Below are 15,142 nucleotides of genomic sequence, written 5' to 3' on the forward strand. Positions count from 1 at the left end.
TAAGATCGCACCCGAATGGCTGCCAGAACACCGCGAGGTGCTACTGTGGCCCTTCTTCCTGCCGGTTCATCTATTCGGTTGCAAAGAACGTCGTTGCTGCGGAGTCCAGCTTTATAGCAAAGGGCACCTTCGCCGTCAACGATTTAATGAGTAAATTTCTCTAATCTTATACGGCGGTCGAAAGGGTTATACTTTAACCGTCCACCTCGGTTATACTCCGCCCATGTCAAACCTCGCCTTCGCCCTTATCATCTTCTCCGCCGTCATGCACGCCACATGGAACACACTGGTTAAACAGAGCCGGCACAAGACGGTATTCATCTGGTGGATGTTCATCGCCTCGATGTTTCCCTTCACCGCCATTATCGCGATAGTCGACGAACCGTTCCACTGGCCCGGGCTCCACACCCTGACCATGATCTCGATCGGCTCCGTCAGTTTCGTGCTGTACCACCTGTTGAACGGCCGTGCCTATCGCGACGGCGACCTTTCCATCATCTACCCTCTCTCCCAGACCTCCATGGTGTATGTCCCAATCTGGGGGGTCCTCCTCCTTCGCGAGCGTCTTTCCCCCACCGGCGTCTGTGGCATACTCCTGGTCATCTTCGGGACCTTCTGCGTTCAGATGCGGAGCCTTTCACTGAGCGAGCTGACCCGTCCCCTCCGCGATCTCAAGAGCACCTCGGTCCGCGCCGCCCTCCTGGCCGGATTCATCTATTCCATCGGCTCCATCGCTGAAAAGACCGGCGTCAGGGACTACCCCCCCGTCTTCTTCACCTATTTCCTGGTCATCGCCATGCTCTGCCTTATGACGCTCAACCTCTGTCGCCCGAAGTACCGCGACCTGATAGCCCAGGAGTGGCGCACCAACTGGCGCCTGATCCTTTGGAGCGGCCCCACGGTCATGCTTTCCTTCCTGAGTTTCCGCTACGGACTCAACATGGCCCGGGTCGGCTACGCCGTCCCGGTGCGGCAGGTAAGCATCATGGTGGGGGTGCTTATCGGCGTATTCTTCCTGCGCGAATCCTTCGGCAAAATGAGGCTGGTGTCGGCTGCGGTCATCGTCGCCGGTGCAGCATTGATCCGGCTTGGGTAGGACAAACAAAGGCCCGCGGCTGTCACAGCCGCGGGCCAAAATCTTTAACTGATCCGCAGAAGGGGGTTTCTGCTTTACCGCAGATGCATGAACCTGCCAGCCTTACCGCTCATGCTGGACATGCTGTCCGCCAGGTCGTCCAGCCGGTCGGAAATGTCACGCATCACACGGTCGCTCCTGTTGCTGATCGTTTTCCCCATACGCATCATTTTTTTACGGCTCTTCTCGCCTGCGCAGGGAGCGAAGAGAAGCCCCAGACCCGCACCGAGCACCCCGCCGCCAACCAGCATCATCAGGCCTGTCATCGATCTATTCATCTTTTCTGCCATGATAGCGCCTCCTTTTGGCCGGTATCTACTGATGCCTCATTTTACCGCTGATCAAAAAGGGAAGTCCACCCGTAAATATCGCTACAGTTAATGATGTTCGTGGCACTCCGGTGCTCGTGATACTGGTTATGTATTCAGGATGGACAACAAATGACCTTTGGTGTTAGAAAAAATCCCAGTTGCTATTGCATCTTTTGGTTGTATGTTTACGACATCTTCCTTCAAGGAGCGGCGCACCATGCTACTCGAACGACTCATCGAGAAGGCAAACCAGAAGCCCGAGTATGATTGGGATGCCTATTACCACTGGTTCTTCACTGAACAGGCTGGACACGAGGTAACCGGTTATACCTTCTGGGAGTGCAAAAAGTGCCTCACCATCAACGTACTCTATCTTCCCGCACGCTATGGTAAATGCCGCTGCTGCTCCCTCCTCTACATGGCAACATCATAACCTTCACCCAGTCACTGTAGCTTCCAGCACCACCTCTGTACATCCCAAATAGAGAAGCGGCACCGTGGCGTCAGCCGGTCAAAGAGCTACAGCATATCCTTGACCAGCCCGCCCAGCGTTTCGACACCACGCTCGGCCTTTTCGTCCCAGAATGCCGTAGACAACCTCATGAAGTTCCGGTACTTGCCCGAAAGGGAGAAAATCGCGCCGGGGGTGATGCTGATCCCCCGCTCAAGGGCCCGGTGAAACAGCTGCACCGAGTCCACCCGGTCCGGCATTTCCACCCAGAGCATGAAGCCGCCGCCAGGGCGGGTCATCCGCGTTCCCTCGGGAAAATGCCGCACCACAGCATCGGTCATCTGCGACGCGTTCTTCGCATACAGCCTCCGGATCGCCCGCAGATGGTGGTCGTAGCCACCGGTAGCCAGGAACTCCGCTATGCCAAGCTGGGTCGGCGAGGCGGTAGCCAGGTTGTTCATCATCTTGAGCCGTTCCATCTCCGCCTGGAACTTCCCCCCGATGGCCCAGCCGACCCGGTAACCGGGTGCGAGCGTCTTAGAAAACGACGAACAGTAGATCACCAGCCCCTTGCGGTCAAAGGACTTGGCAGCGATGGGACGCTGTTGCGCGAAAGTCAGGTCACCGTAGATGTCGTCCTCGATAAGCGGGATCTCGTGCTGCGCCAAAAGCTGAACCAGCTCCCGCTTGCGCTCGTCGGACATCAACGTCCCCAGGGGGTTGCTGAAGTTCGGGATCACCAGGCAGGCGCTGATCTTGTTGTTCTCGATGGCGTAGCTCAGGGCCTCGATGCTGATACCTTCCTTGGGCGTGGAAGGTATTTCGAGAGCTTTCAGCCCCATCTCCGCGATCAGCTGCAGGAAATTGAAATAAAAAGGGGATTCGACCGCGATGGTGTCGCCGGCCTTGCAGGTGGCGCGCAGGGCGAGCTGCACCGCCTCGACGCACCCCGAGGTCACCAGGACCTGGTCCGGGCGGACGCTGACGCCGTAGAGCAGGGAGCGCTTGGCGATCTGGGTGCGCAGCCGCTCGCTGCCGGGCGGCATCATGTAGGAGATGCTCTGGGCGCCGAAGCGCCTCATTTCCGCTGCCGTCATCCGGTTCAGCTTGTCCACCGGGAAGTGCTGCGGGTTCGGCACCGCGCTCGCGAGGGGGAGGAGTTCCGGCTTCATGAGGTTGCGGATCACCAGTTCGCACAGGTCGCTGAAGGTGACCGCAGTAGGCTGCAGCCGCTGGTTTTTCGCCAGAGGCTGCGCCGTGATTTCAGGGACCTTGGGACAGACGTAGTAGCCCGACTGCGGACGCGCCTGGATGACCCGGCGATCTTCGAGCACGGCGTAGGCCTGCATCACGGTATTGATGCTCACGTTGAGCTTCGAGCTCAGCTGCCGGATAGAGGGGAGCCGCTCCCCCACCCGGAAGGTCCCACCATCGATGAGCGATACGATCTCGCTCCCCACCCGCTCGTACAGCGGCCTGCAGTCTCTCACCGTCTCCAAGGCCATACCACCTCCACCCGTCCTCGCCTAAGGCACGCCCATGCGCCCCAGGGCTATCGTCGTCAGAAGCTGCCAACTCTTCAAAGTTACAAGCCAACTGTACCCCATAACCACCCGAGACCACAGTCACAGTTGCGCTCATTTCAAAAGGGTACAGTTATCATAAACGGCAACTGTAACCATTACAATCCACAATTCCTGGACCAGTGCCGCCGGCGAATTCGGAGAGAGTGGCTGGCGAAGCTCTTGTGCCTCTAGGTCAGGGGCAGCTGAGTAAGTCTCTCCACGAAGCGCAGTCCCCCCTCACGTCCTCCCCTTTTTCTCTTTGTCAGTCAGGCCCGACAGCTGGTAAGGTTGCGGTTAACGTCACCCAGGAAGGATCAAGCTTATGAGCATAGCGACCGCCATTCCGGCAGTCTCCATACTGATGCCGGTCAGAAACGAAGAGAAGCACCTGCCGGCGGCCCTTGCCTCGCTGTCGGCGCAGACTTTCCGTGACTGGGAGCTGGTGGTCGTGGACGACGGTTCCACCGACCGGACCCCCGCGATCCTGGCGCGTGCCGCAGCGGCAGACCCGCGCATCCGGGTGCTGGCGACAGGGGGGGAGGGGCTGGTCCCCGCGCTGAACCTGGGGCTTGCACAGTGCCGGTCGGAGCTGGTGGCGCGCATGGACGGCGACGACGTTGCCCACCCCGCCCGCCTGGAGGCGCAGATCAACTACCTCGCCCCCCACCCCGAGGTCGGGCTCGTGGCGAGCTGTTTCCAGCACTTCCCCCGGCACCGCATCGGCAGCGGCATGATCGGCTATCAGCAGTGGCAGAACTCGCTGCTCAGCCACGACGCCATTCTCGCCGACATCTTCGTGGAATCGCCATTCGTGCATCCGAGCGTCATGTTCAGGAAACAAGAAGTGCTACAGGTGGGAGGCTATCGCGACATGGGGTGGGCAGAAGACTACGACCTGTGGCTGCGCCTGGCGGCGGCAGGTACGCGTTTCGCCCGGCTCCCCGAGACGCTTTTCTTCTGGCGCGAGCGCCCGGAGCGGACCACCCGCACCAACCCCGCCTACGCGGCGCAGGCGATGAGGCTGTGCAAGCTGCACCACCTGCTGCAGGGCTTTCTCAGGGGGGAGCGGAACGTGATCCTGGCGGGAGCCGGACTCGAGGGGCGTGCCTGGTACCGGATGTTGCATGAGGTTCACATCCGTGTCGAGGCCTGGGTCGACATCGACCCGAAGAAGATCGGGCGGCAGCTGCACGGTGCACCGGTACTCTCCACCGGCGACCTTGAGCGCACCGGCACCAAGCTCCTGATGACGGTAGGGGCCCGGGGCGCCAGGGGGGTCGTAAGGCAGACCACCCGGCAGGCCGGTTTCACCGAGGGGTACGACGCCGTCTGCGTCGCATAAAAGCTTTTGGCAGCTCATTCCTCCTTGTTCTCCTGCTCGACCTGGTCCATGGTGTCCAGCACCTTCTCGGGCTGCACATCCTTGGTCAGTTCCTCGAGCTCCGGGTTCCTGGACTCATCGACGCCGAGTTTCTCTCCGATCGCGGTCAAAAGGGTGATGATCCTGGTCACCTCGTGTTCGGCAAGGAGGTCGATGTGCAGGTTCAGTTCGGCACGGCGGTCGGCCGAGGCTTGCATGCGGTTTTGGCTGATGAGGACGAAGGTGGAAAGGAAAATCGCCTCGACGGAGGCGAACATGGCGAGCATCACGAAGGTGGGGTCGAAGCGGGGGAAGATGGAGAGCCAGCCGCTGTTGACCAGGATCCATCCCCCAAAGAGGGCCAGGTGGATGTAGACGAAGGGCATGCTCCCGGTGAAAGTGGTAATGGCGTCCGCCACTCGTTCCTGCGTTCTCTTGGTGCGCTCCTCGGCCTGGCGCCGCTCCAGGAGTGCCGCGATGTTGCGGCTGACTACGGAAGCCATGGACTGATCGGAATCGGATTCTCGCATCGCTCTCCCCGCCGTGCCGGAAGCCCTCGAGCTGGGTTCAATCCCGAAACAGTATCAGTCCGTCACCGCAAGTCAACGGAGCGCCGCCGGCTCCCCAGGCCGTGCGGCGCCCCATCCCGTCGCCTCCTCAGTTAAGCGTCACGATGCAGGGAGCAGGTGACGTGGTGTAGCCGCTCTCCGCATAACCGGTCTTCATCGCCTTCACCCGGAAGCTGTAACTGCCGCCCGACGCGGTGCTGAAATAGGTGTAGCTGCCCGGCCCGCTGTAGAGTTGCGTCCAGCCTCCGCCGTCGCGGCTGTATTCCACCACGTAGGTCGCACCGGTTATGTTACTACTCCCCCAACTGACCTGGAACTTCCCGGTGCTGCTGGAAGCGGGCACGCTGATGGTTGCGGGAGCACCGCAGGCCAGGGTGACCACACAGACATTGGCCGACGTCGCGTAAGGGCTGTCGGCATACCCGCTCTTAACGGCCCTGACCCGGAAACCGTAGCTCCCGTTCTGCGTCACCTTCGGATAGGCATAGGTCGACGTGCCGCGGCTCAACTCGCTCCAGGCACCGTCGTCGCGGCGGTACTCGAGCACGTAGGTCACGCCGGAGATGTTGCTCCCCCCCCAGGATACCTGGAACTGTCCCGTGCTGTTGGTCGCCGGCACGTTGACGGCGCCCGGTACGCCACAAACGAGGGTGACCGTACAGGTGCCGGCCGACGTAACATAAGGGCTGTCGGCATAGCCGCTTCTAACCGCCTTGACCCGGAAGCCGTAGCTCCCGTTCTGCGTCATCTTGGGATAGGCGTAGGTCGACGTGCCGCGGCTCAACTCGCTCCAGGAGCCCTCGTCCTGGCGGTACTCGAGTACATAGGTCACGCCGGAGACGTTGCTTCCCCCCCAGGATACCTGGAACTGTCCCGTGCTGTTCGTGGCCGGGACGGTAATGGAGCCCGGGGCGCCGCAGACGAGGGTGACCGTACAGGTGCCGGCCGACGTCGCATAGGGGCTGTCGGCATAGCCACTTTTCACCGCCTTGACCCGGAAGCCGTAGCTCCCGTTCTGCGTCACCCTGGGATAGACGTAGGTCGACGTGCCGCGGCTCAACTCGCCCCAGGGGCCATCGCCCAGGCGGTACTCGAGGACGTAGGTCACGCCGGAGACGTTGCTCCCCCCCCAGAAAACCTGGAACTGTCCCGTGCTGTTGGTGGCCGGCACGGTGATGGCGCCCGGGGCACCGCAGACAAGGGTGACCGTGCAGGTGCCGGCCGACGTGGCATAGAGGCTGTCGGCATAGCCGCTTCTAACCGCCTTGACCCGGAAGCCGTAGCTCCCGTTCTGGGTCACCTTCGGATAGGCGTAGGTCGACGTGCCGCGGCTCAACTCGCTCCAGGAGCCCTCGTCCAGGCGGTATTCGAGGACGTAAGTCACGCCGGAGACGTTGCTCCCCCCCCAGAAGACCTGGAACTGTCCCGTGCTGTTGTTGGCCGGCACCGTGACGGCGCCGGGAGCACCGCAGACAAGGGTGACGGCACAGGTGGTGGCCGACGTGGCATAGGGGCTGTCGGCATAGCCGCTTTTCACCGCCTTGACCCGGAAGCCATAGCTCCCGTTCTGCGTCACCTTGGGATAGGCGTAGGTCGACGTGCCGCGGCTCAACTCGCCCCAGGGCCCCTCGTCCAGGCGGAACTCGAGCACGTAGGTCACCCCGGAGATATTGCTCCCCCCCCAGGAGACCTGGAACTGTCCCGTACTGTTGCTGGCTGGGACGGTGACGACTCCGGGGGCACCGCAGACGAGGTCGACGGTGCAGATGGTTGAGATGGTGTAGGGGCTGTCGGCATAGCCGCTTTTCACGACCTTGACCCTGAAGCCGTAGCTCCCATTGAGCGTGACGGTAACGTAGGTGCTGCTACCGGCGCCGCTATATACCTGGCCCCAGGCACCGCCGTTCCGGCTGGACTCCAGGATGTAGGTCACGCCGCTCACGCCGCAATCCCCCCAGTAGACCAGGAATGTCCCGGTGCTGCTTCCCGCCGGTACGGTAATGCCGGCAGGCGGTTTCAGGGGGAGCGCGGGAAGCGAGAGAGGCGTCCCCCCCCTGCAGTTGTTGGTTTCATCGGTCTCGTCGACGGTGTTGCGGTAATCGGCGCAGGCGACCAGGTAGAAAGCCCCTCCCGGCAGTGAAGCAGGAATGGTGATGTCGCTGCTGGCGCTGACACAGCTCCCCGGTGCGGGGAACGTGGCAACACTGCGGGCGCCGACAAAACGGTCCCCGGTGGAATAGCCGGCATCGGCAGAGAGGTAAAACCCCACCTCGAAAGGAGTCGGCACTCCCGTGGCGTCGTTGCAGACGGTGTCGGTTACCGTTATGATCCCCCCCTGGACGGCCGAGGCTGGCCCGGAAACCGACTGCACCAAAAGGTCGCTCTTGGCGAGCCGGGTCACCGTCATGTCCTGCCTCCGTGTGTTGCCGAGGGTATCGCTTGAAAGCACGCTGAAGATGTTCTCGCCGAGAGAGAGAGGGAGTTCGAGCGTGAAGTAGCCGTCGCTCCCCCGGTAGTTCGCCGCAGCCCCGTTGACCGTCACCGAGGACACCCCCGACGGGTCGGTGCTGGTCCCCGAGATGACCGTGGTGGCGCGGTAGGTGACGCTACCGGTGGAAGCGGTGACCAGCAGGGAGGGAGGAAGGTTCAGCGTCGCGAAGGTGGTGCTGCAGGCGGAGGAGTTGCCCGCTTCGTCGGTCGAGGTCACGGTCAGGTAGTAGCTCCTCGCCTCCTCGAGCGCGGCGAGAGTCATCTCGTGCTGGGTGATGAGCCTGGCGTCCGTGACGCGGGCGCCCAGGGCCGGAGTGAGCCCGTATTCCAGCAGGGCGCCCGCCGGCTCATCGGTGCGCCAGACGGCAGTTGCAGATGTTTCCGTCTTCGCGGTTGTCCCGAGGCCGGAGCAGACCGGCGGCACGTTTTCCACCACGGCCCCCGCCGTCACCACAGCCCCCTTTCCGGAACCGTCATCCGCGTCCGCATAACTGGCGGTGATGCTGTCGGCACTACTTACCTGCAGCACCCCGTCGGCGGGGAGGGCCGGTACCGGCGCCAGGGGAAGGGAGCCGATGAAGATCGCGCTCCCCGGGGTGGTCTCCCGCAGCCACACCTCTTCACCCGCCGGCTCACCGGAACTAGCCACACTGATCGCGACTTGCTCGACCACCAGGTGGTCGCGGTCCAACCCAGTGTCCGCAAGGCGGATCTGCAGCGTCGCGCGGGAATTGTAGTACTTGCGGTCCAGCGCCAGCGTGCCGCGCTGGCTGGCGCCGACCACACCTGTGATGGCCAGGGCGAAGGGCTGCGGCCCCTGCGGCACGTTGTAGCCGGAGACGGTCACGGTGTACATGCCGGCCCGTGGTGCCTTGATCAGCACCTGCTCCTCGACGTTCAACCGGTCGGCCGTGCCGCCTGCCACTGACTCGCCGCCGACAAAGGCGTTGCCGAAGAACCGCGTCCCGTCCGGCGCGGTCACCGTGAGGTCCAGGTCGTTAACGAGCGCCTTGGCCGCGCCCGGCGCCCCCGGGTAATCGGTCCATGCCAGGGTCACCTTCAGCGGCTCGCTTCCCGCGGCGGGGAACTCCCTGCTCCACCCCCCATCGGTTGCCACCCCGGCATCCTCGGTCACCACGGCCAGCGTCCCGGCATCGACGCCGAAAGGAAGCACCCGGTCCAGTTGCACCCTCCCCCATCCCTGCCCCGTCGAAGGGATCGGCCCGTTGGTTCCCGAGCCGGTCATGTCCTGGGCGCTGTTGATCAGCACCGCCTTGACCAGGGCACCGGAAGGAAGAAAAGCCTTGGCAGGGGTTGCCGTCCCCAGGGGATAGTACCCCTGGCTGAAGTACTGCCGCACCAGGGCCGCCGTACCGGCCACCGTGGGGGTCGCCATCGAGGTTCCGCTCATCGTCCTGGTGCCGCTGTTGAAGCTCTCTTTGAGGCCGTCCGAGTCCGCGGAGACCAGGCCCACCCCAGGTGCGGTCACCGTCGGTTTTATGCGCCCGTCGGCGGCGGGGCCCCTGCTGCTGAAGCTGGCGAGGTTCTGGTCGTCACTGCCGTTGTAGCTGGCACCCACGCTGACCACGTTCTTCGCGTTTGCGGGGCTCCCCACGGTCGAGAGCGTGGGTCCGGAGTTGCCGTTGGCGACCAGCACCAGGAACTCCTTGTGGTCCCAAAGGAAGCGGTCTGCGCTCTGGGTGAACAGGCTGTAACTGCTGTCACTGTTCCCCCAGCTGTTGCTGTGAAGGCGCGCCCCCGCCTGATAGGCGCTGCCAAAGAGCAGGCCCAGGTCATCGGGGGGAAATACGTAGCTGCTCGCCCCCGGGGTGAGGTCCTGCACAAAGAGCCTCGCCTTGGGAGCCATGCCGTTGGCGCTGTCCAGCCCGTCGACCGGGGTGCGGTCGCCGGCAAGCGTCCCGCAGACATGGGTCCCGTGTCCCGGCGAGTCGCTATCGTAGTCGTCGCCGTAGGTCGTGTCATACCCTGCCAGCTTCCGGTGCGCCCCGCCTATCGGTGTGCCGGCCGGGTCGCGGATCCAGGGGATATCGTAGTCAAGCCCCGAGTCGCCCACTCCTACGATCTCTCCCTCGCCATGTATCCCCTTGTCCCAGATGGAGAGGCTGCCGGGTACGTTACTCTGAACGACCCAGCGGGCGGTGTCGTTCAATAGTTCCATCTCGAAGTGCTCGCCGATCCAGGTGACCGCTTCCAGCGCCGCGATCCCGGCGAGGGCGCGGGCCTGAGCCCGCACCCTGACACTGTCGCGTCCCACGTCCAGCAGCGCGACTCCCTGCTGTTCCAGTTCGGCCAGGACCTGTCCCAGGGAAGAGGGGTTGTCGAGCTTCAGCTGCAACGTCATCGCCTCACCCGACGCCGGTTGCAGCGCCATCTGGCGCAACCGCCCGTTCATCTTGTATCCGGGATGAAAACGGGTCACTCCTTCGATAAACGGAAGTCCCAGCACCTGCTTCCGGGTGGCGTCATCCATACCGGCCAGGAAGGCGAACTCCGGCAGGTAATCGTGCAGGCGCGCACCCAGCCGTTCGACGGCCTCCTTTTCCCGTTCCGCGATCGGCCCCTTGAACTGCAGCACCCACAACCGGACGCCCCGCTCCGACCGCGCCTGCAGTTGCCCGAAGGCGGCGTCGCCGGCGCCCCCCACCGCCACCCCGTGTACGCTGACCTCGTGTTGTATGTCTTTGGCCCAGCATGTGGTTCCAAGCGGGCCGGTGATGGAAACAATGGAGAGGACTACGAACCAGGCAAGTACCTTCTGACCGCACATGGCATCCTCCTGTCCCTTTTGAGTTTCCCGGCGACGATGCGCTGCCGTCCCAAAACAGAGGCATATCAAGTGCTGACGACATCAAGGTTTCATGCTGTTCTTTCTTCCGGAGGCTCCCTCTGCAGTGGTGGCGACATACGCTTTTTCATCAGGTGATTCTGGAACGATTGTACATCCAGGCCTGCAGGGGATTAAATACGTGGGTTGGTGTATTTGCTGCGGTATTTCGCCCCCCCCGGGCTACTACGCAAATTGGCGTAGTCCCCGAGTATTTCCTACGCGCCGGGGGGGACAGGCTGTCAGTTCCGGTATTGCGGCAGGAATAGGGAATCGGCGGCCCAGACCGCGGCCTCGAGCCGGCTGGAGACGTTGATCTTGCGGAAGATGTTGTTGAGGTGGGTGCGGACGGTGTGGGGACTTATGAAAAGCGTGTCCGAGATGCACTTGTTGGTGGCGCCGGAGGAAAGGAGCCCCAGGATCTCCACTTCGCGATGGGTCAGGCTGTGCTGCACCATGTCGTGCGCCACGACCTTTCTGCGCCGGTGGGCGAATCCGTGCTCCAGGATCACCTCTGTCATCATCTGGCGCGAGATCCAAAGCCCCCCCTCGAATATCGCCGCCAGTCCCTTCAGCACGGTCTGCACCGAATCCTCTGCGTAGAAGATCCCCTGGACCCCGACCTCGATGGCCTGTTTCTCCATCCTGGTCTGCCGGTCGAGGTTGAAGAGCACCAGTGAAAGTTCGCAGGGGAGCTGGCGCAGGTCGAGCTGCAGTGCATCGCTCAGCGCCTTTTGTTGCTGGTGGAAGCAGTCGTAGAGGAGGGCGATGCGGCAGGGGAAGTTTTCCTGGTGACAGAGGATGAAGCTGTCCAGGCTGTCCATGATGCAGCAGCTGCAGGTGCTGTAATTCTCAATGAAAGTGGCAAGAAGGGTATTCTGAAAATGGTTCGGCCCTACGATCGCCACCCGACAGTCGGTGTTACAGGAAAGGCCGGTTTCACTCATAGGGCACCTCCTGCCAATATATGGCACCTGCCCATCACTCCCTGATCCTAAACAGCACTGGAGCTACAGGTCACCAGACTAGCAGCAGGTTGCCCACTGTCAAGAGCGACCGGCCAGATGTCGCACCGGCACATCGCCTTGAAGTACCGCAGCTCCCCGGCGCACCTTACTTTAAGCGCCTGTGGCTTCTGAGTTCCGCATATGTATCCAGGAAGTAACGCAGATTCGCCAGCCGCATTTCGATGTCCTCGCGCCAGGCATCGAGCTTTTCCCACCCCGCCTCGGTCAGCCGGTACACCCTGCGGGCCGGACCGCTGCCGCTTGTGTCCCAGTTGGAGACCACCTGGGCCTCATCTTCGAGCCGCTGCAGGGCACGGTACACCGCGGCGCTGTCCGGCTTGGAAAGCGGCATGCGCTGGGACAGCGCGCTCAGGATGGCGCCGCCATGAATCGGCTCCTCCGCCAGGGCAAGCAGGATGAAGGCGGGGAGGTGGCGGTACTGTTGCTTTTGTCTGGGAGGCATGGTGGTTCCTTTCTCCGGCACTGTTCTCTCTCCTTCCTGGAGAGGCGTATTCAGGCGTCGGCCGCCCCTGGCTCACCATCCAGCTCATGTTCCGGCAGCAGCCGCTCCATCAGGTAGCCGCAGGCGAGGATGCAGGGAACGGTGAGCGAAAGCCGCAACAGGGCGAAACGCAGGCTGATGAAGCTGCTCTCCATAAGGATCATGGGGATCTTGATGGCGCCCCAGGTGCCCAGGAAGATGACGATGTTCGCCAGGCGCGCCCCCTTTTTGCGCAGGGATACCGCGACGGGAAAGGCGGCGTACAGCGGCCCGGCGGCCGCGGTCCCCAAAAGCATGGCGACCCCCGCGCCTACCGGGCCGGAATCGGGACCAAGGTGCGCCTCGACCAGGCGACGCGGCACCCAGACGTCCAGAAGTCCCATGAGCACCATGACCGGCGGCACTATGGAGAGTACCTCGAGGAGAAACCCGGTGGAGTTGAGCGCGGCAAGCCGCGCCGTCGCCGGCTGCCACAAAAGAAAGCCGAGGTTCGCGGCGAGCACCATGAAAAAGAGACGGTAGTCGACGAGCTTCTCCTTCACAACAGCACCCCCATGGCCAGTCCGATAACGATGGCCACCACGAAGCTCAACGCCTGCCGCAGCATCGTGAAGCGCTTGCCGAAGCAGGAGATCTCCATCGGCGCGGTCATGACACCCACCATGGTGAGCGTGGTGACAAAGGTGGCAAGGCTCGCAGGGGCGGCCCCGAGCTTGAACAGCGACCCTACCAGCGCGAACGCGATCGGCGCAGGCATGGTCACGATGGAACCGATGGCGGCGACCAGCGAGAAGCCACCGAGCCCCCCGTGGCTGAAGAGTTTTCTGATCGCCTCAGGCGGAACGAGGGCGAGCACCAGGCCGACCAGGGCCACCATGCCCAGTATGCGCGGGGCCAGCCCATGGAGCGACTTCGCGCCGATCCGTAGAGCCCGCCTCGTCTTCTCGGGGTCAAGCCGCCAGGATACCAACACGGCCAACGCCGTTCCGCCGTACAACACTGCCGACATCATGACTTCCCCCCTGCCCTGTCACAGCTGCGCAATGATACTGTCAATTACAGTATGGTGTTTCAGTCTGCTAGTCAATGGGAAAATCATACTGTCAAACAATTCCCGCTTTTTCACTCAAGATGATGAAACATCGTGTCGATATCTCTCAAAGAAGACGAGATGCCACGTAACAAAGCGGTTCAGGGACCATGAACTCAGGAGGAGATGACGATGGCGCTTTCGGGAGTCAGGCTCAGCGCAAGACTTGGGGTAGCCTTTGCCCTTGTGGTGGTCCTCATGACAGTGGTCGGAGGGTACTCCATCAACAGGATGGCGCTGTTCGACGGGAAGATCCGATCACTTATCGAAGACAAATGGCCCAAGACGGTGGCCCTCAACGACCTCAAGTCGCAGGTCAACGTCGTCGCCCGCGGACTGCGCAACATGGTCATACTCCAGGACCCGCGGGATGTGCAAAAAGAAGAAAAGCGCATCGCCGAGTGCCTGCAGACCGCCGACAAACGGATCGAGGAGCTGAAGAAAACGGTGCGCAGCGACTCGGGCAGGGAGGCCCTAAAGGAGGTGATCGAGGCCAAAGCGGCGTACCAGGAGGCGCAGCGGCATGTCATCGCGACCATCAAGGAAGGGGATAAGGAAAAGGCGGGGCAGGAACTGATCGGGCCGATGCGCAAGACCCAGAGCGCCTTCTTCGCCGCCATGGACAAGATGCTATCCCACCAGGACAAGGAAATGGTGCGGGTCGGAGAGGAGTCCAAGCACATGATCGACCAGGGGCGCGTGGTGGTGATAGCTCTCCTGGTGATCGCCGTTGTCCTCTCGGTTCTCCTGGCGCTCGTGATCGTGCGCAGCATCACCGTCCCGGTCGCGGAACTCATCGCAGCCAACGACCGGCTGGCCGACAACGACCTCACCGTATCCATCACCCTCTCCGGGAACGACGAGTTGGGGCACCTCGCGGAGTCGACCCGCAAAGTGGTGGGGAATTTGCGCGAGATGCTCGGGAGGGTGTCGGAAAGCTCCAGCGAGATCGCTTCGGCCTCCCAGCAGCTCAAGGCCACGGCCGAGCAAATCGCCACCGGCGCCGAGGAACTCGCCTCACAGACGAGCTCCGTGGCCACCGCCAGCGAGGAGATGGCGGCCACCAGCGGCGACATCGCCCAGAACTGCGTCCGCGCCGCCGACGCGTCCCGCCAAAGCAGCGAGTCGGCCGCACAGGGGGGGGATGTGGTGCAGGAGACCATCGCCGGAATGGTGCGCATCGCCGAGCGGGTCAAGGACAGCGCCGGCACCGTGGAAAGCCTCGGGGCGAGATCGGAACAGATCGGTGACATCATCGCCACCATCGAGGACATCGCCGACCAGACCAACCTGCTCGCGTTGAACGCCGCCATCGAGGCGGCGCGCGCAGGAGAGCAGGGACGCGGGTTCGCGGTGGTGGCCGACGAGGTACGGGCGCTTGCCGAGCGGACCACACGGGCCACCAAGGAGATCGGCAACATGATCAAGGCCATCCAGGACGAGACCAAGACGGCGGTAAGCGTCATGGAGGAAGGGGTGGTCGAGGTGGAAAAGGGGACGGCGTCGTCGCAGCAGTCGGGCGAGGCGCTGCAGATGATCCTGCGGCAGATCGGCGAAGTCACCATGCAGATCAACCAGATCGCCACCGCCGCCGAGGAGCAGACGGCGACCACCAGCGAGATCACCATGAACGTGCAGCAGGTGACCGACGTGGTGCAGCATACCGCGCGCGGCGCCAACGAGACCGCGGCCGCCGCCGCGCAACTGGCGCTCAACGCGCAGAGTCTGGAAAGCCTGGTGCGGCAGTTCCGGCTCTAGAGGTCGAGACGACGGGCGGAAAAGGAAGGGGCCAGGCGAATAAACGCCTGGCCCCTCTT

General features: G+C 62.8%; 12 protein-coding genes. 4 read left to right on the plus strand and 8 right to left on the minus strand.

Translation table 11 applies throughout. The features are described 5' to 3' along the window. Positions 1–223 precede the first annotated feature (223 nt). Positions 224–1,096, plus strand: coding sequence for an EamA family transporter (locus tag KP001_RS12085; RefSeq protein WP_217285893.1), 873 nt, complete (start codon positions 224–226; stop codon positions 1,094–1,096). Positions 1,097–1,170: 74 nt separating this feature from the next. On the opposite strand, the gene KP001_RS12090 is transcribed toward KP001_RS12085, so the two are convergent. Further along, positions 1,171–1,425 carry a YtxH domain-containing protein gene (locus KP001_RS12090; RefSeq protein ID WP_239027766.1) on the minus strand — a complete coding sequence of 85 codons (255 nt, stop codon included), beginning with the start codon at positions 1,423–1,425 and terminating at the stop codon, positions 1,171–1,173. A 238-nt stretch (positions 1,426–1,663) separates the two neighbouring features. Here KP001_RS12090 and KP001_RS12095 point away from each other — a divergent pair, with 238 nt between their 5' ends. Then, a complete protein-coding gene (locus KP001_RS12095) occupies positions 1,664–1,879 on the plus strand; it encodes a hypothetical protein (RefSeq protein WP_217285894.1) in 216 nt (71 codons plus the stop codon). A gap of 86 nt (positions 1,880–1,965) precedes the next feature. Here the strand turns inward: KP001_RS12095 and KP001_RS12100 are convergent, their stop codons facing one another. After that, entirely contained in the window at positions 1,966–3,402 is a 1,437-nt protein-coding gene (locus KP001_RS12100; RefSeq protein ID WP_217285895.1) for an aminotransferase-like domain-containing protein, read from the minus strand. Positions 3,403–3,784: 382 nt separating this feature from the next. Between KP001_RS12100 and KP001_RS12105 the strand changes: the two genes are divergently transcribed. Next, complete coding sequence (locus KP001_RS12105; RefSeq protein WP_217285896.1) at positions 3,785–4,804, plus strand: glycosyltransferase; 1,020 nt, start codon at positions 3,785–3,787, stop codon at positions 4,802–4,804. 14 nt (positions 4,805–4,818) lie between these two features. On the opposite strand, the gene KP001_RS12110 is transcribed toward KP001_RS12105, so the two are convergent. From KP001_RS12110 to KP001_RS12135, 6 genes are all read right to left on the minus strand, one after another. Further along, on the minus strand, positions 4,819–5,352 hold the full coding sequence (locus KP001_RS12110) for a DUF1003 domain-containing protein (RefSeq protein WP_217285897.1): 534 nt from the start codon (positions 5,350–5,352) through the stop codon (positions 4,819–4,821). A gap of 127 nt (positions 5,353–5,479) precedes the next feature. Continuing rightward, on the minus strand, positions 5,480–10,669 hold the full coding sequence (locus tag KP001_RS12115; RefSeq protein ID WP_217285898.1) for a S8 family serine peptidase: 5,190 nt from the start codon (positions 10,667–10,669) through the stop codon (positions 5,480–5,482). Positions 10,670–10,968: 299 nt separating this feature from the next. After that, positions 10,969–11,673, minus strand: coding sequence for a helix-turn-helix transcriptional regulator (locus tag KP001_RS12120; protein WP_217285899.1), 705 nt, complete (start codon positions 11,671–11,673; stop codon positions 10,969–10,971). Between the two features lie 166 nt (positions 11,674–11,839). Next, the gene (locus KP001_RS12125) at positions 11,840–12,217 is read right to left on the minus strand and encodes a helix-turn-helix transcriptional regulator (RefSeq protein WP_224961153.1); all 378 of its coding nucleotides are present in this window, start codon (positions 12,215–12,217) and stop codon (positions 11,840–11,842) included. Between the two features lie 29 nt (positions 12,218–12,246). Next, positions 12,247–12,777 carry a permease gene (locus KP001_RS12130; protein ID WP_224961155.1) on the minus strand — a complete coding sequence of 177 codons (531 nt, stop codon included), beginning with the start codon at positions 12,775–12,777 and terminating at the stop codon, positions 12,247–12,249. Continuing rightward, entirely contained in the window at positions 12,774–13,244 is a 471-nt protein-coding gene (locus KP001_RS12135) for a permease (protein ID WP_239027767.1), read from the minus strand. Before KP001_RS12135 ends, KP001_RS12130 begins: the two co-directional genes overlap by 4 nt. A gap of 213 nt (positions 13,245–13,457) precedes the next feature. On the opposite strand from KP001_RS12135, the gene KP001_RS12140 reads away from it, so the two are divergent. Beyond that, positions 13,458–15,083 (plus strand): HAMP domain-containing methyl-accepting chemotaxis protein, encoded by a 1,626-nt coding sequence (locus tag KP001_RS12140; protein WP_217285901.1) that lies wholly within the window; start codon positions 13,458–13,460, stop codon positions 15,081–15,083. Positions 15,084–15,142: the final 59 nt, after the last annotated feature.

The organism is Geomonas subterranea (assembly GCF_019063845.1).
GTDB classification, from domain to species: domain Bacteria; phylum Desulfobacterota; class Desulfuromonadia; order Geobacterales; family Geobacteraceae; genus Geomonas; species Geomonas subterranea.